The sequence below is a fragment of the Vibrio sp. SG41-7 genome (genome assembly GCF_014164465.1).
Classification (GTDB): Bacteria; Pseudomonadota; Gammaproteobacteria; order Enterobacterales; family Vibrionaceae; genus Vibrio; species Vibrio splendidus.
In genome coordinates this window covers 79,489-97,389 of record NZ_JACJFF010000003.1, presented here as the reverse complement: position 1 = coordinate 97,389, position 17,901 = coordinate 79,489, and the positions used below count along the sequence as shown (strand labels likewise).

Genomic DNA, 17,901 nt, shown 5'->3' with positions numbered 1-17,901 from the left:
AATTCTTTCCTAGTTCTCTGTCTCTGTCACTAATGGCGGCTTATGCTTTATCGATAGCAGGGGCTTCTTCGATACAAATTGCGATGTCTTTCACTTCGTAAATACGCAGACCATCTTTGCTCAGGTTTGCGTCGCCAACGATGATGCGTTTTCCGTCTTCGTCTTTAATCGCAGTGATGTGTACATCCAGAGACATCTGTTTGTTCAGAGGGTTAATCTGACCACGGTATTTCCATTTCACTTCAGATTGGATTTGACCAAACTTCGGATTGCGGAAACCAGCGCCAAGATCTTTGTTTAGAGCGTAGGTTTGCATCAGTTCGATGATCGCTTCGACACCTAGAGAACCGGGCATTACCGGATCTTGATGGAAGTGGAACTGGAAGAACCAATCGCTTGGGTCAATTGTACGCTCAGCGTATAGGTAACCCAGACCGTCTTTACCACCATCGCTGGTGATCTGCACGGTATCGATAAAGTTCAAACGACCGCCAGCCAGTTGGTAGTGCTCTTGCACTTCACCAGTAGCAGAAACGGGTGCATTGAAGTAACGGGTCGTTTTGTCTAGTAGGTTGATGTTTACATCCGGCGTGCGGTTGTTATCAACGTGCCAAGGGTGAGTTACTTTACCGTTGTCCAAACCAAGTTGGTCTTTCAGTGCTGCGCCTTTAAAGTAACCAAATACCGCGGTACCTTGGTAGAAAGGCACGCCGTCAGTGCTCAGTTCAAAGCTGAAGCTCTGTACGATGTTGGTGCCCATCATAACCGTTGAAAGCAGACGAGAATCGTTGGTGATCGTTTTGCCGCGTAAGTCGACGTTACGCAACATTTTGCCGCTGCCATCTAGGTTGCGGAAAAACAGTTCTTCACCTGGGAAGCCCAGTGTTGTGCCCATGTAGCCAGAGATAAAGCCGTTTGGCTGCAGTGAAATCTCCATCAATACCGAGTAAGGCATTAGAGTCTGGTGGCTATTTTCATCAAAGTACCATGCATTTTCTGGCACTTCGTACTCTGCGATACACGATGAAGGTTTCTTGAAGTCACCACGCTTACCGTCGATCTCAACGACACGAGTGGTTAGCTGTAGGTCGCCACACGGAGTACGTGGTGGAATCATCCCACGGTAGATTGAGAAATCAGGACCAAAACATTTCTCGATATCGCCAGTCGCGAATTCGAACATATGGTATGGCGTGAACGGGACCGTATCGGGTGTGCGGTTTGGGTAATCAGGAGTTACCGGAGCTTCAACATGTTGAAGAGGAACCACACCTTTGTTAGGCGCTGTTTCTAGGTCTTCAATTTGTGCCATCAATGGTGCATTCGCTGAAGCCTGTTGGTTCACTGCTGGTGTATGGCCCAAGTTTTTATGGTCCAAGCTTTCGATAACAGGGGTCGCGACAGCTGTTTCTAAAGAAGGTAGGTAACGAGTACATTCGTCGTCTTCTTTGATCATCACACCCAAGTTTTGGAAATCAACAATCACTTTGCCGTTCAGTAATATATCGATGTTAGCTTTCGCGTATGGGCGAGGGCTTAGACCAATTTCAGTCACTTCCATGCGGTAAGTCAGTTCTGCCGATTGCGGTAGAACTTGGCCACGACAACGTACTTGTTGAGGGGCATTTTCAAGCGGTTGGAAACGGCCATTTTGAACAAGCGTGTGCATGCCAAGGTGCATCATGAAGAACTGAAGCAGTTGACCACAACCTTCTGCCATCAAAGAGCCAGCCATTACCGAGTCATCTTTGAAGTGACAAGGGAAGTACCAGTGCTCAGGCTCTAGCTGCTTGTGACCTTCAATCAGACCAAGTCCCCATGTGCCGCCTTGCGGTTCAACACGGCTAACCTTTTCGATCATCATGAACTTCTCTGAGCTGAAGCATAGAGAAGGCTGGTGGCGATTAGATTGGTGCGTCGGGCCAAAACACTCTGCAATGTTTGCAGTCAGCAGGTGACGCAGTTCTTGGTGGTTAAACTGGGTTTTAGGGCAGTGCAACATAGGGTCGAAGCGTTGCTTAGTTGCAAGCTTACGAGCCTTGATTTCATCTTCAGTGTGAATCACACCTTTGCCATCTGCTAGCTCTTCATCAGTGAAGAAGCCCGCACAGCCGTTATCCATTTTCAGGATCATCTTGTCGCCAACGAAACACTCGTACGAGAAGAAGAACAGTAATGTGTCGCCATTGCGAGCAAAGTTGTTGATTGAGATATCGTAACGCAGTGTATCGCCACCACGAGGCAAGTCGCCAAGGAAGGTCAGCGTACAATCAAGCAGGCGATAAACACGCTCGCCTTTGTTTTCAAAATCAATGCCTAAGTAGCTGATCAGCATTAGGTCACACTGACCAGATTCAACTGCAACAGCCCAAGGGATCTGACCATCAACAAGATACGGAGCATCAACTGGGATGTCGTATTCTGTAGTCATGGTACTTGGCTTGTACTCGTTAACGGTCGCGTTGAGCTTAGTGACACGAGATACCAATAGGTAGTCGGTGGTTGGCAAGCGAACGCGGCGCGAGTAGCTATCGATGATCGCGTAATCAGGACCAAATACGTTAGCGATGTCGCCTTCAGCGTATTCAACCAGATCATCGTAGTCCCAAATGCATGGCTTACGGATAGGTTTTACTGGTGCTGGTGACGCAAGTGCGTTTACTGGCGCTGACTGAACCTGAACTGGTTGAGCTTGAACAGGCTGAGCTGATGTTTGTTGACCATTCGTTTGTTGAGAAAGGGCATTGCTATCTAAACCAGATGTCACTGCGTTTAGCTGTGCTTTTAATAGCGCATCAGCCATTTGCATGCCTTGGGCACGTGTGTGCAGGAATGCTTTGTGTACTTGCTGCGCTGCTTGCTGGTTTTGAGCAAAAGCTTGGTTGTATGGTGTTACAGACGGCTGTGATGCTGCATCCGTATTAGCGTCGATATTCGATACGCCATTTTTAGCGGATAGGACATGAGTCATATTGCTGTGGTTACCTGTTAGCTGACTGTGGCGCGTTGGCGCCAGAGTAGGGGATACTGATGTAGGAGTTTCGATGACTGGCTCTACCGCGTTCTGCGCTAATGCTTTCTTCTCTAACTCTTTTTGCGCAAGGGCTGCTTGAATGCTTGCTGTCGTTGGAATCGACGCCACTCTTACTGCTTGTTTACCAGAAGCTTTCTGTTGAATCGTTGCCAAGTTGGTCACTGGGGTTTGGGCAATATGTTGATAGATATCACGACCACCAAGAGTAACTTGCTTAACTAATTGACGTTTAGCATCGCTCGCCAGTTCATTGCTTAAACGAACGGAAAGTGATTGAGATTCAACACTCGATTGGCTTAGTAGCAGCTGTGAACATTGTCCTTCGCTGATGTTGGCAACAATCGCGCTCTTAGAACTGACATTCGGATTCAGAGGTGCAAGGTTCAGGTTGAGCAGACCGTGTAGCAGGCTTGCCATACCAGAAGCAGCAGAGCAATGACCCACACGTTGACTTGCTTGAGTAGTCTTTGTGTTCCCTAAACTTAGAGACGAAAACTGATGAGATGAAGATTCTGGTGCATGGTTAAGCTCAAGCAGAGAAACATCGTTCGAGCTCATACCGACTTGAGTCAGTAACTCATCAACAACGGCGTTGTTACGCTCGCTTGAACCAAACGCTAATACGTTGATGCTGCCGTAAGCCGCATCTTGGTTGCTCGCTACTTGGTTTTCTTCAACAAGAACAATTGCACCTGCGCCTTCACCCACATTCCAACTGCCGTCTTGCGGTTGCCCGAATTTTGGAGAAAGTGACACTGGGCTCACGCTGTTCTTCAGAATCACATGTTCTGCACTGCCACTAAGGTCAACGGCTGCAATCACGACTGCATCCATGGATTCTTGCGACATCAAGTTTTGCGCGACATCGATACAACGAGCAACTGATTGTTCAGCGGCTGAAATCGTAAAGGCAGGGCCGTTAAAGTCCCATAATGAAGAGATACGCGAAGCCATGATGTTGCCGATGAAACTGGTGTATTGGTTCAGCTTGGCTGCGTCCATCACACTGTCCATCGCGATGGTTTCTAGCGCTTGGTATTCGTCTTGAGTTAGTTCGATGCCCATGTTGGTAAAGCTGTCAGCCAATTGGCTATGCAGGTTTACGCGTCCACGGAATTGGTGCATCTCAAGTTCAGTTTCCATCGCAACGAGTACTGCAACCTTTTGGCCTGCTACAAGCTTGGCATCTTTGATCGCTTCGTCTGCGACTTTCATCAGTAGCAACTGCTGAGAGATCAAACGGTCATCTTCATTTGGCGGCACTTTAAAGCGTAGGAAGTCGAGATCGAATTGATCGATGTACGCGCCGTTTGGAATACCGTGTAAACCAAACTGATTCAGCAGTTCTGGGTGTTGGTCTAAGCCTTTCCAGCGTTTCTTAGGCAAAGCAATGAAAGCATCGTTGTTGGTCTCAATCGCAGTGCTTAGCGCGTTGATGCTTTGCAGAGAACCGAAGTGAGACGCTAGACCAGTAATGCTTAAATTAGACGGTTGTAGGCTTGGAGATGCCGACTCTAAAGTCGGGTTTACATGACTGGTGTCTGAATACGCTTCAAGCAGTAAGTGAGCGTTACAGCCACCGAAACCAAAGACAGAAACACCCGCGCAGCGCTCTGAGTTGCCCGCTTTACTTGGCCAAGGTTGAACCTGCGTTGGCAGAGTCTGTGAGCCAAATAAACCTTCTGGCGACGATAGTGGCTTGTCTAAGTTAATACTTGGCGGAAGCACGCCTTCTTTCATCGCAAAGATCATCTTCATGATCCCCGGCATACCCGCCGCAGTCAGCAAGTGACCGAGGTTGGACTTCGCAGAGCCAATCAATGGCGGGTTAGAACCATTCAATTTGTCAGCAAAGAAACGCTCCATTGAGGTTAACTCAACCTTGTCACCTAATGGCGTGCCGGTTGCGTGACACTCAATCACTTCAATGCTGTCTGGTGTTAGGTTTGATGCTTCGTAAGCGCGTTCAAAGGCTTGTACTTGTCCTTTGCTATTTGGGCTTAATACGAACTGGCCACGGCCATCGTTCGACAAGCCAATACCGCTGACGACTGCGTAAATATTGTCGCCATCACGCTCTGCATCAGCTAAGCGTTTTAGGACTAAAACACCGGCACCTTCGCCAGCAAACAGACCTTTACTGTTGCTATCAAACGGAACCGAAACACCGTGGTCAGGGTAAGCGTGGAAGATGGAAAAACCCATGTTGATAAAGAATGGGTCAGCACCTGATACCGCGCCTGCCAACATCATGTCGGCCTTGCCCGTGTTCAAGTAATCACACGCTAACTTCAATGAATACACTGAGCTTGCACATGCCGCATCTAGGCTAAGTTGCACGTTGCCTAAACCTAGCGCATCAGCCACTAACTTAGAGGCGTTGTGTGCCGCTGCACCATTGATCGGATTGAGGTCTTGAGCGGTTTCATTGGTTGGTAGCAGTGAAAACTGGTCATTAGCCAATTTAGCTTGTAGTGCCTTTTCGACGACCGAGTGATACATCGGCAGAAACAGGTCGTTCGAGCGTGTGGTTGGGAACGAAAGGGCACCCATGATCACGCCTGTACGCTCTAAAACATCGGCATTTAAACTAATGCCTGCGTCAACTAACGCCTTACGACTGGTATCCAAAGCCCACAGGAAACTCTGGTCAACACCGTTGAACGATTCTGCTGTTAAGCGGTAGCCATTGCTGTCGAAATTGAAGTTTTCGATGTAGCCGCCTTTATCACAGTAAAAGCGGTCTGATTCACCTTGCACGCCCTGATAGCTTCCAGGTTTAGCCCCTAATTTTTCAGCGCTTAATGTGGTTCGAGAATCTTTTTTATTCAGCAAGTTTTGCCAAAAGTCTTTTGGCGTATCCGCTTCTGGGTATTGGTTCGCAATACCGACAATCGCGATCTTATTGCACTTCACTTGCTGCTTATTCTTAGTTTGAGTTTGAGCCTGATACTGGTTCGATTGAGAACTCATACTAGCTCTCCTTGATGATTCACTGCGCTGCCTTGAGACACACCACTTAATTGCTTCGTGGTGATCTGTTGTTCTAGGCCTTGAATAAGTGGCTCGACAGACAATGGAATTTGATGAGTAATGAGCTGACCAATGCACTTGATGAGCGTGACAACATCGTCACCGCCTTTGGCATTGGAAGCGATTGTGCAGTACTGGTCGGCTACGTCGTCGCTACGATTGATCTTGTCGATCAATGTGCTGGTTTGACGATCGGCACCTACTTCTACAAACAGACGCGCACCTTGTTGACGCGCACTTTGGATCAACGCGGTGAAATCTAACGTTGAACAGAAAGTATCAGCAATTGAAAGGGCGATGCTGTCGCTGTCGATATTGATCGGTGCGCCAGTCGGTAGACCTGCTGCGCTGATAAAGCGGATATGCTTTGGCAATTCGTCGAACAGTGGTTGCGTGTAAAAGTCACGCACTTGGCTATGCTGACTCAGCGCTGGTGTGGTGTGCATCGCAGTAACACGGTTAGCGGCAATACCACGTTTACCCAGTTTCTTGAGTAGTGCACGACATGTGCTTTCACAACCGGCCAGTACGCAAGTATCACCTTGGATGATGGCAAGATAAGCACGTGGGAATTCCGGTAGCAGAGCCTCAATTGCTTGTGCATCACTGCGAACCACAAAGCTATTCCATTGGATGCTTTCGTCGCTGTTCAGTTGCCAATCTTGACGCACTGCGGTGAGTTCGCCAGAAATAGCCGTGGTGAAGATAGGGCTAGTTTGAGTCATCTCAATCAGCGCATGTGGGTTTTTCCAAACATTTAAGCTGGCCCACATGGAGGCTTCACCTTTGGAGTAACCCAAGGCGAAATCTGGCTGCACTTTGAATTCATCACATAGCAGTTGTGTTAACAGATAACTACTGCCCACACCTGCAATTGCCAACTCACTAAGAGACATTTCTTGCGAGTCGTCAGCGTAGGTTTTGTCAGCCTGAAGCATCTCTTTCAAGTTACCTTCACGTTCTAAACGAGCAAATAACTGTGGGAAATGGTGGTGAAACTCGCGCAACATACCGGGATAAACCGTGCCAACACCAGGGTAAACAAATGCAACGCCACCTTTGCTTTGAGGCATCGGTGAGAAACAACTGCCCGCTGGCGTTTTGTATTGGCTATTGTCAGCCATTACTTTTGGCAACGCATTTTCTAGCGCTGTGATCTCTTGTAGTGCAGCATTAATTGAAGCCGCCTGAATCACGATGTTCGTGCCAAGGCCAGCATTGTGCTGAACGCTTTGAAAGTGGTTTAGGTTTGAATGCATCAAGCTGGCGATAGCAAGTTCGCTGTCCGCCGAATCGCTAACGCATTTAAGCTCTTCTCTTAACGAGGTTAACTGAGAAACTAATTCAGCTTGGTCATTGCCAGAAACCACAAACATCAAACGCTCGCTGGATAGCAATGGTTTTGGTTCGTGCAAACCGGTCGCTTGAGTCAATATCAGGCTGGTGGATTTCTGGTTTTCTTCGCTGAAGGTTAACGCAGCAACACGTGCTTTGTTCGGCTCAGTGAACCAATAGTGGCTCGGTAATGAATAGCTCGGCAATGAACGGCTCGATATCGCATTAACCATATTCAACAATTCATTAAACTGCTGCGAAGCAGATAGGGCTGAGTATTGCTGTTGATGGCTTAAGTCTGAAGCGGGGCGGCGTGACATATCCAGAGCAAGCTGAACGCTATCTCCATTCTCTAGATCGAGAGCTTCGACAAAACCCGCTAAATTCGCGTGTGGGTGAATCTTATTCTGAGCAGCATTCAGCGCACTTAACATCAACAATGATGGTGAGTGAGAATCTAAACAAAGTTTAATAACACTACCTTGAATGACAGCCTCAATCGCTTGAGCAAGTGCTTGACTAAAATTGCCATCAACCACAACAGTAACCATCTCTGGAAGCGAAGGTGATAAGTCGGCAGAAAGCTCAGCCGCGTTTGCTGGCTGAGCTAAAAGAGCGATGCGCAATGGCATCGCTTTATTAGTAGGAACAGTCACTATGACAATTGCTCCTTTTCTGCGTTTTTAGTCGCCTCTTTCTTTGATACTGCTGAGCTAGACTTCGGCAAAAATGCATCGTTTAAACTCTTGCTGATGGTGACTTTGGCACCTTTCATTACCGCACTTAAACGACCATCTTGGTGGTAAAGTGAGATATCAGCTTGCAGCGAACGAGCCGTGCTTTTTATCACGCTCAGCTCTAGCCAACCTTGGTCACCATTGTGCATCGGTGCGTAACAAATAAACTCACCGATTGCAGACGGTAGGCTTGCCGCGCCGTACTTCAATCGAGCCCATACCAGCATTGCTTGCAACAGATAATCTTCAGCAAATGGTTGGCTATCGCCAAAGCCTTGCTTAGGAATAAATGATCCGCAGTCGCTGTTTTCAATCTGAGGCAACTGGCATTGAGCCAATAAGCCTAAGTCGTCAAAGCGTTCAACTGAGGTAATACCTTGCAATCTTGGTCCATGAAACAGAGTGCCGTCACTGTATAGAGCTTGTGCCGTTGTTACTGGTGTTGAAGAGTTAGCTTCAAAGCGTTTTGTCGACGCTTGTTGAACATCTTCAGACACTTGCACAGAGGCAACTTGCAACTGAGCTTGATACTGTGGTCGCCCTTGGCAGCTGATTACTGCTTTTAGCTGATCTTTTGATTTAGCGTCTGAAGACAAGACAAGCGTTAGCTCTTGCACTTCATCAGTATCAAAAATCACACCCTTAAGCAGTTTATAGTTGTGAACGCTAACGTTCACCCCTAACAGTTGCTCTGCTATTTCACGCATCCATTGGATAGCACACACTGTCGGTAACACTGGGTTACCGGCAATGCAGTGATCTTGAATGAAAGGTAATGCCTTCGGATCAAGATGACGTGTCACAGTGATGCTTGTATTCAGCGGACTCTTTGCAAGATGCACAGACTCCGCATTAAGCTTTTTTACAGCAGCTTCCTTGTTGTCAGAACCTTGCATGCTCGTGCCAACCAGCAATTGAATTCCAGTTTCGTTCAGTAGCTGAGAACTAAACAGCTCTGCACCCGCCTGAAGAGGAATCACGTACACACCGCGCTCTGTGAACATACGTTTCAGTGCTGCGTTGACCATGCCACCGTCCCACGGTCCCCAGTTGAAGCTCATCACTTTCGCTTGAGGGTTACGTGCAGATAGTTGTAGAGCTGCTTTGTTTAGAATCTCGTTAGACATCGAGTAATCACTTTGGCCAGTGTTTCCGTAGAAACCCGCCGCCGAAGAGAACATCGCAATCAGTTTTAACTTACTGCTATCAAGACCACCAAGAACCGCTTCTAGTCCGCCCACTTTCGTGCCGTAAACCATGTTTAGCTCATCAAGCGTTTTGTCTTGAATGTGTTTGTCAGCCAGTACACCTGCACCGTGGATAAGACCTGTAATGTCGTCGAAGTTTACCAGTGTTTTCGCTACTGACTCATGGTTCGACACATCTAAGCTTAGGTATTCAGCGCTCGCGCCAATCTCGTTGAAAGCGGCAAGTGCTGCGTTGATTTCAAGGCTGCTCAATACAGGTTTTAGCAAGGTATCAACTTTCTTCGGCGTTGGTTTGTCACCTGTTGCTTGTAGGTGAGCGATAGCCGCTGGTTTTAGCTCTTTCTCTTGCTTGCCTTGTGCCCACTGAGGTAGCTCAGCTGAAGTAATATGCTTACTACGACCTGCAAGAATGAAGTGAGACTTACATTGCTTAGCAAGCGTCAGTGCACATTCAAACGTCACGCCTTTAGCGCCACCCGTCACCAGAACTTTGTCGCTCTTGGTGAGTTGAGCGCCTGTGTTTTTAGTTTGTGCAGCACCTGGTGTTGTCGCAATCAATGTTGCACGACCAGATTCACCGTTTTCCGCATGGCTAAGGCCGATTTCAACCGTGTTGGTATCGATATCGAACAGTTCGCCTGTGATAGCTTCAGCTAGGTGACGAGCATCAATAGAAGCGTCAGCATCCAATGCGCGGCAGAACACGTTTGACCATTCATGGCTCAGTGTCTTAGTTAGACCAGACAACGCGGCTTGGTTGAGTTCTGCATTCGCTAGTTGCTTAGTATCTAGGTAACCAAAGCCACCATCGATACGGCTTAGTGTGAAGAACACACTACGACCAGAAACGGCATTCAGTTGGCCATTTAGGTGCTTCGCGAATAAGAACGCTGTGGTTAGTGAAGCTCTGGAGTCTGCATTCAAGTTAACCGCTTGCTCGTTGCTTTGTTTCGCATCAACGATAGCTTGTAAATGAATGAAGCCAGCAATCACTTTGTTTGACGTTTTAAGGTCTGCTTCGATGTCGTTAATAACTGCAGTCACACCAGCATCATCGACGCTGTTGAGTGTGTAGCTTGCGATTTCACTGTTTAAAGGTGACGCGGCAGAAAGGGCACTACGCACTACGGCAACTTGAATGCCGTTAGCGGTCAACTTTTCTGCTAGAACACCAGCGTTGTGACCATCATCTGTGATCACGACGCAAGCGTCTTTTGAGAAACAATCGACGAGTTTATCTGCCGCTGGTAGCTTTTTTAGCGCTACCTCATTGTGTGGAGGAAGTTCCGCTGTCGCTGTTTCTGCGATAGGCGTTACTGACTCAGCTTTTGGAGTCGCTACGGGTGCAGCAGCGGATAGCTTGCTTTGCATGTAGGTAACGATTTCACCAAGCGTACGACACTCAGCTAAGTCTTCAGGGTTTAGCTCCGGCAGTGTTGGTAGCTGGTCTTGAACTGTACCTAAAATCTCAACACGTTTGATTGAGTCGATACCAAGGTCTGCTTCCATGTCCATCGCTAGGTCTAGCATTTCTGCTGGGTAGCCAGTTTTGTCGGCAACCACTTCCATCATGGTTGATTGAACATGAGCAGGATTTAGGTCGTTGCTCGTGCTTTCTACAGTTGCTGCAGCGACTTCTGTACTCGTAGTAGCAGTAGCGCCTAGCTTACTATTCATGTAGTCAACGATTTCACCCAGAGTACGACACTCAGCTAGATCTTCAGGGTTTAGCTCTGGCAATGTTGGTAGCTGGTCTTGAACTGTTCCAAGGATCTCAACACGTTTGATTGAGTCGATGCCAAGGTCTGCTTCCATGTCCATTGCTAGATCAAGCATTTCTGTTGGGTAGCCTGTTTTATCAGCCACTACGCTCAGCATTGTGCTTTGAACTTGCTCCGCGTTTAAACCATTTGATACTGCTTGCGTAGGTGCAGATACTTGAGCCGCTACTGGAGCAGAAGCTGGAAGTTTGCTGTTCATGTAGTCGACTATCTCGCCTAGAGTACGACACTCAGAGAGGTCTTCAGGGTTTAGCTCTGGAAGAGTCGGTAGCTCGTCTTGAACCGTACCTAGAATTTCAACACGCTTGATTGAGTCGATACCAAGGTCAGCTTCCATATCCATTGCTAGATCTAGCATTTCAGTCGGGTAGCCCGTCTTCTCTGCGACTACTTCTAACATGGTTTTCTGAACGACAGCCGCATCTAAACCGCTAGCTGCTTGAACTGAAGTTGCTGCAGTTTGAGCGACTACAGGTGCCAAAGCCGGAAGCTTGCTGTTCATGTAGTCAACGATTTCGCCAAGAGTGCGACACTCAGCTAAGTCTTCAGGGTTTAGCTCCGGAAGAGTAGGCAGTTCATCTTGAACCGTACCAAGAATCTCAACACGCTTGATTGAGTCGATACCAAGGTCTGCTTCCATATCCATTTCTAGATCAAGCATTTCAGTTGGGTAACCTGTCTTCCCAGCAACCACTTCTAGCATGGTTTGTTGAACGACTTTCGCATCAAGACCGTTAGCTGCTTGAACAGCAGCAGTTGCGCTTGGCTGTGCTGCCACAGGCGCTGATGCTGGCATCTTGCTGTTCATGCTTTTACTGTTCATGTACTCGACGATTTCACCAAGAGTACGACACTCAGCTAGATCTTCAGGGTTCAGCCCAGGTAGGTTTGGCATCTCGTCTTGAACGGTACCAAGGATCTCTACGCGCTTGATTGAGTCGATACCAAGGTCTGCTTCCATGTCCATTTCTAGATCAAGCATTTCCGTTGGGTAACCCGTTTTCTCAGCGACCACTTCTAGCATCACTTTTTCAGCATCTGCTGATTGTACTGCTACTGGTGCAGCCACAGGAGCCGGTTGCGCTTTAACTGGCACAGGTTGAGCTGCAACAGGTGCTGCTGCTTGAGCCGCTACTTGTGGTGCAGGAGCTGCTTTCTGTACTGGCGTAACTTGAACAGACTGAGCTTGAACTGGTGCGGCTTGGACAGGAGTCGCTTGTACTTGAGCTACAGGCTGTTGAACGATAGCTGTTGGAGTAGTAGTTGGAGCAGCTGGAGCTTGAATCGCTGGCTGAGCATTTACAGAAGCAACGAAGGTTGGTTGTGCCGTTTGTACTGAACCTTGCGTCAGCATATTAAGTGCTGAGTTGTTGCTGTGTGCTTGCATCTCTAGGTAATGAGCGTGAGCTTTTAGCGTTTCAGCTTGGTGCTGGTGGAACATTTCCATAGAACGTTGCAGGTTCTCTGGAATTGCTACGCCTGCTGTTGCCATTTTCGCTTGCTCAGACATTAGGGTGTTGAACGTGTCACCGTATTGCTGAGGAATCGCCAAGAATTGCTGATGTACTTCTGCTGCTTGTTGTTGAGCATTGAAGAACGATTGCAGTGAAGACTCATCAACTGTTACTTGAGCTGCTGGCTGAATAGTCGCTGGTGCAGGTTGCGCCATTTGAGGCTGCTGAGCTGCTGTTGCTACTTGCACACTTGGTGCTGGAGCAACTGACGGTTGTACATTTGAAGCTTGAGGAGCAGCCACAGGTACTTCAACGATTTCTGTTTTAATCACTTCTTTTTCCACGATTTTCTCGACTTCAACTTTCACTTCAACAATCTCAGTCTTTTCGGTGACGTTGCCCGAAGCCAATGATTGATCCATTTTCTTACGAGTAGCAGGGCTGATGTAGTTGGTTGCATTCAGCTTGATGTTCATTGGTGATGCCTTCGCAGGTTCAGCAATGTCAGCTTGGTAAGGGTCAATGTTGTCTAATGAAACACCTGCAACGCACAGTTGAACCGCAGCTAAACGAAGCTGTTGGTCACTGTCGCCTTTAGGGCTTGGGTTGATGCTGATTGCGTAAAGTTCTTCGTTCTTATCAGCCAATGTTTTTTCAACCAGCTTTTGAAGAATGTTCTTCGGACCGAACTCAACGAATACACGCGCACCAGCTTCATACATCGCTTCAATTTGCTCGCTGAAACGAACCGATTGCAGCATGTGTTGCTTGAACGCTTTCTTGATCGCTTTCGCGTCTTTGCTATGCAGTTTGCCTGTTGCGTTTGAATAAAGTGGCAGTGTTGGAGCGCTGAATGAAGCTTTATCAATTGCAGCAGCAAACGGTTTTTGAGCGTGAGCAACAAGTGGAGTGTGGAAAGCGCCGGAAACAGGCAGAGCAATCGCTTTGAAGCCTTGTTCTGTTAGCGCTTGAGCTGCTTGTTGAACCGTCGCTGTTGGACCTGCAATAACCAATTGAGTCGGAGCGTTGTAGTTGGCAATGCTCACGCCTTCGAATTGGCTGATGCAGCTTTCAACGGCTGGAAGCTTGTCTGCGTCTAGGATGACCGCAAACATAGTACCGCTGTCGCCTTGTTCTGGTGTCGCCGCCATCGCATCGCCACGAGCGAAAGCTAGCTGGTAGTAATCGTCTTGCGAGATAACACCTGATGCACATAGTGCACTTAACTCACCAAAGCTGTGACCTGCGACCATGTCGGCTTTGAAGCCAGCTTGAGTCATGATGTCGAACTGACCCATAGACACAGTACCAATCGCACTTTGCGCATTGGCCGTGTTGGTTAGCACCGCTTCTTGAGCTTTGGTTGCTTCTGGTGTGAAGGTTGGAATTGGGAACAGAATTTGCGACAGAGCCGTTTTCTTGTGCTGACCAAATACTTGATCCGCTTGAGCAAGCTGTTGACGCATTTCAGGGTAATGACAAGCAAGCTCGCGACCCATATTTAGGTATTGCGACCCTTGACCTGCAAATAGCGCTGCCACTTTGCCTGCACCATTTTCTGCAATCAGTGCCGATTCACGGTAGCTAGTGCCGTTTGGCATCTGCCAATGTGCTTTGGTTTGGCTCTCAAGCATAGAGACCGCTTGAGTCAGTTGCGCTTGAAGGTCTTCTTGGTCAGTCACGACTAAACCAATACGAGCATGCTTAGCATCAACTTCACGTAGAGCGTGTTTCTCAGCAAGCGTTTCCAGTTTGAACGCAGCGTCTGCAGCTTGAGTTGAAACCTGCTTGAGCTCATTGATCAGTGCTTGACGAGATTCTGCGCTGAATAACAGCGTTTGCGGCACTTGGCGCTGACGGTATTTGTCACCGCGAGCATGTTCTGGGGTGTACTCTTCCAATACAACGTGGAAGTTAGTGCCACCAAAACCGAATGAGCTGATACCTGCACGGCGTGGTGTGCCGTCGACACGTTTCATCCAAGGACGCGTTTGTGTGTTTAGGTAGAACGGTGAGTTCTCGATATCCAACTTAGGATTCGGAGCCGATACGTTAATCGTTGGCGGCAGTACTTTATGGTGCAGTGCTAATGCAGCTTTGATTAAACCTGCAGTACCCGCAGTTGATTTGGTGTGACCAATTTGAGATTTCACAGAGCCTAACGCAATGTGTTGCTTCTCTTCATTGTTCTCACTGAATACCGAGTTTAAGCCACCAAATTCAGCCACATCACCCGCTGCAGTACCTGTACCGTGTGCTTCTAATAGGCCAAGCGTATGCGGTGCGAAACCAGCATCATCGTAAGCACGTTTCAGTGCTTTTGCTTGTCCTTCAGGGCGAGGTGCGTAAATACTCTTGAACTTGCCATCCGAAGAAGAACCGACACCTTTAATCACTGAGTAGATTCTGTCGCCATCGCGTTCTGCATCTTCAAGACGCTTAAGAGCAACCATGCCGATGCCTTCTCCGATCATCATGCCTTTTGAGTCGATGTCGAAAGGTTGAATGGTTTCATTGGTGGTAAACGCAGGTGTTTTAGAGAAGCTCATGTACATGGTTGGTGAGTTATCAGTACACACACCACCTGTGATCATCATTTCACTGCGGCCTTCAACTAGCTCACTAAGAGCCATGCGCATTGCAGCTAGAGAACCTGCACAAGCAGCGTCTACTACACAGTTGATGCCACCAAGGTCAAAGCGGTTAGCAATACGACCTGAAATTACGTTACCCAATGAACCAGGGAATGAGTTCTCTTCCCAGTGGATGTATTGGTCTTGGAACTTTTTGATCAGCATTTCGCTGTCTTCGTCGTTGATGCCACTGCTCTTGAAGACTTTTTTCAAAACAGGGTATTGCAGGCGAGCATTTAGGCTTTGAGCGATCTTCTGACCACCACCAACACCGAGCGTGATACCTATCTTATCGCGATCGTAGCCTTCAGGCAGCTTGGCATCTTCAAGTACTTCTTTTGCCACGATCAGAGAAAGCAGCTGCGACGTATCAGTCAGTTCTAGGATATTTGGCGGAAGACCGAACTCCATAGGGTTGAAGTCCACTTCTGGGATGAAACCACCGCGCTTACAGTAAGACTTGTCTGGCGTAGTACGATCTGAGTCGTAGTAATCTTCTGGACGCCAGTGCGTATCGGGCACTTCAGTAATCGCATCGATCTTTTCGCTGATAAGGTCCCAAAATTTATTCAGGTAGCGAGAGTTTGCAAACATGCTCGCCATACCAACGATAGCGACAGGCATATCTTTAAGGCGTTTATTCAGTCGAGTATCGTCGACTGATTCCGGTGTATTTGTCTCGGGTTGGCTCATTATGAGTCTCCACTAGAAATCACAGAAAGTGATGTCGTGTTTTGAGGCTGCGCTTTTAAAATTAAAGAAAGAAAATCTGAAACAGATTTAGGGAAGCGCAGCTGAAAATTCAGGTTGCTGAGTGGCGGCAACCAGATAGAAATTAGGCTTTCGAAGTGCGTTGACTTACGAGAGTAGGGGAGGTGTTTCATGCGCGACGGTGGCATTCAAATTTTGAGGCGATGTCCATTAAAATCCTGTTCAAAGTCTGACTAAATGAAAAGTCGGTATCCGCAAAGAAAACGTGTGAATTTGTTTAATGGTTGAGCAGGCTACCCGAGGTGACTTATTGATACAATGCTCCCAGAGGCCACTATGATCTGTTCAGACCAGATGAATTTGGTATGGTTTTGATTTTTGCATTTTCAATTTCATTAACTTGTTGATAATTAATGGTTATGAGTTGTTACTTAGTGTTTTTACTCTACATTTTGATTTGGTGAGATCTATGTCATGTTTTTGTAAGTAACATTTAATGGATGCCTCTTGTGCAAGGCTAAGTGTGATCTGTGTTTTAATTTGTTATTATTTAAAAAATTGGTTTTAAGCCCGTATATGAAGGGTGTTTCCCTCCCGTATTCTCTAGGTTTTACTTAAATCATAGATGAGTTAAATTTGTTCGATTTGGTTGTTCCAATCGTGTTTTGAAGAGTGATTTCTAGAAGTGAGTTCGAGTTAAATGAAAACTTCCGTTGTTGATTTGTGGCTATGTTCTCTGAGTAATTTAGATGACCAGCCAGACAATGTATCGCAGCTCAAAAAGAGACTGACAGCCGATGAGATAGCCAAAGTTGAGCGCTATCGAATGCCCTCATCTCAAATTCAGGCTCTGTATGTTCGAAATTACCTAAGAAAGGTGCTGTCTCGCTATTCTGATTTGATGCCTGAAGCGTGGCGCTTTGAATATGGCGAGAAAGGAAAGCCAAGTTTAGTCGCCAAACAGCAACTCAAGACGGGGTTAAATTTCAATATTAGTCATAGCAAAGAACATTTGTTGATTGCAGTTTGCCAGAGAAAAGGGAAGCAAGTTCAATTGGGTGTTGATATTGAACACGCAAGAAGTTCGACCAATATCGACTCGATCATGAAGCACTACTTTTCAGATAAAGAATTGGCGGATTTACTTGAGCTCAGCAAAGAAGAACAGAGACAGCGTTTTTTCGATCTGTGGGCGTTGAAAGAGTCGTACATCAAAGCGACGGGTAAGGGGCTAGCCACATCGTTGCGAAGCTTTTCGTTCGAATTCTCCAATCTGACGGAGCAAACATTGCCAATTCACGCTTCGGGTTTTCAACCAAACTTGCAGGATGAAATTAGATTGCATGGTGAAATCAGCATATACAGTGGAGTTGGGTTGGATGTTACTGAGAAAGCCAATAGTTCTGCAGATTGGCAATGTTGTTTGGGGCGGTTGAATGAGCAGTATCGCTTTGCGGTTTCGCTTGGTGGAAATTTGCTACCCATGCAGATAGAGATGAGAACCTTTTCGTCGTCTCATCTCCTTTAAGCGAGTTTGGTGAGGTGAGGGAAGATGAGGTTAACTCGTTTCGCCAAGCATCGCTTTTAAGACTTCAGCAGGCACAGGCTGAAGTTGTTTGTCTTTATCTAAACAGACCATTTCGATATCCCCAATCACAGCAGGCTTGGTCGCATCTTTGCGCCACACTTCTTGTCGCCATAGCGTTTTGTATTTGCCATCGAGTTCAAAAGAGGTTCGGATGTCGCAGATCTCAGCGAATTCAACACCATCTTGAAAAGTCATGTTGGCTTTATAGACCGCAAAACCTAGTCCGTGCTCGTTCCACAATTCCGCCAATTTATCGCTACCCAAGACATGTTCGCGCGCACGCTCAAAGTACTTTAGAAAGTTAGGGTGATAAACCACACCTGAGTGATCGGTATCTTCATAGTAAATTTGTACTGGGTGATGGTAGATCTGACTCATTGGTATCAA

6 protein-coding genes are annotated in these 17,901 nt (G+C 47.3%); 1 reads left to right on the top strand and 5 read right to left on the bottom strand.

Annotated features, from left to right (window positions below):
- Nucleotides 1-40 precede the first annotated feature (40 nt).
- Genes H5300_RS01575 through H5300_RS28455 form a run of 4 tightly spaced genes read right to left on the bottom strand, consistent with a single transcriptional unit; the run spans nt 41 to nt 16,099 of the window.
- On the bottom strand, nt 41-6,007 hold the full coding sequence (locus tag H5300_RS01575) for a beta-ketoacyl synthase N-terminal-like domain-containing protein (RefSeq protein ID WP_182795287.1): 5,967 nt from the start codon (nt 6,005-6,007) through the stop codon (nt 41-43).
- Complete coding sequence (locus H5300_RS01570; protein WP_182795286.1) at nt 6,004-8,058, bottom strand: PfaB family protein; 2,055 nt, start codon at nt 8,056-8,058, stop codon at nt 6,004-6,006. The genes H5300_RS01575 and H5300_RS01570 overlap by 4 nt, the downstream gene beginning before the upstream one ends.
- Nucleotides 8,058-15,908, bottom strand: a complete 7,851-nt coding sequence (locus tag H5300_RS01565) for a type I polyketide synthase (protein WP_182795285.1) — start codon at nt 15,906-15,908, stop codon at nt 8,058-8,060. Before H5300_RS01565 ends, H5300_RS01570 begins: the two co-directional genes overlap by 1 nt.
- Entirely contained in the window at nt 15,908-16,099 is a 192-nt protein-coding gene (locus H5300_RS28455; protein WP_017076779.1) for a hypothetical protein, read from the bottom strand. Before H5300_RS28455 ends, H5300_RS01565 begins: the two co-directional genes overlap by 1 nt.
- 527 nt (nt 16,100-16,626) lie before the next feature.
- Between H5300_RS28455 and H5300_RS01560 the strand changes: the two genes are divergently transcribed.
- Complete coding sequence (locus H5300_RS01560) at nt 16,627-17,454, top strand: 4'-phosphopantetheinyl transferase superfamily protein (RefSeq protein WP_182795284.1); 828 nt, start codon at nt 16,627-16,629, stop codon at nt 17,452-17,454.
- Between the two features lie 30 nt (nt 17,455-17,484).
- On the opposite strand, the gene H5300_RS01555 is transcribed toward H5300_RS01560, so the two are convergent.
- Nucleotides 17,485-17,892 carry a thioesterase family protein gene (locus H5300_RS01555; protein WP_004736070.1) on the bottom strand — a complete coding sequence of 136 codons (408 nt, stop codon included), beginning with the start codon at nt 17,890-17,892 and terminating at the stop codon, nt 17,485-17,487.
- Nucleotides 17,893-17,901: the final 9 nt, after the last annotated feature.

Coding starts and splice junctions, on each gene's coding strand:
- H5300_RS01555 (WP_004736070.1), bottom strand. CDS start 17,892: ATGAGTCAGATCTACCATCACCCAGTACAAATTTACTATGAAGATACC.
- H5300_RS01575 (WP_182795287.1), bottom strand. CDS start 6,007: ATGAGTTCTCAATCGAACCAGTATCAGGCTCAAACTCAAACTAAGAAT.
- H5300_RS01560 (WP_182795284.1), top strand. CDS start 16,627: ATGAAAACTTCCGTTGTTGATTTGTGGCTATGTTCTCTGAGTAATTTA.
- H5300_RS01565 (WP_182795285.1), bottom strand. CDS start 15,908: ATGAGCCAACCCGAGACAAATACACCGGAATCAGTCGACGATACTCGA.
- H5300_RS28455 (WP_017076779.1), bottom strand. CDS start 16,099: ATGAAACACCTCCCCTACTCTCGTAAGTCAACGCACTTCGAAAGCCTA.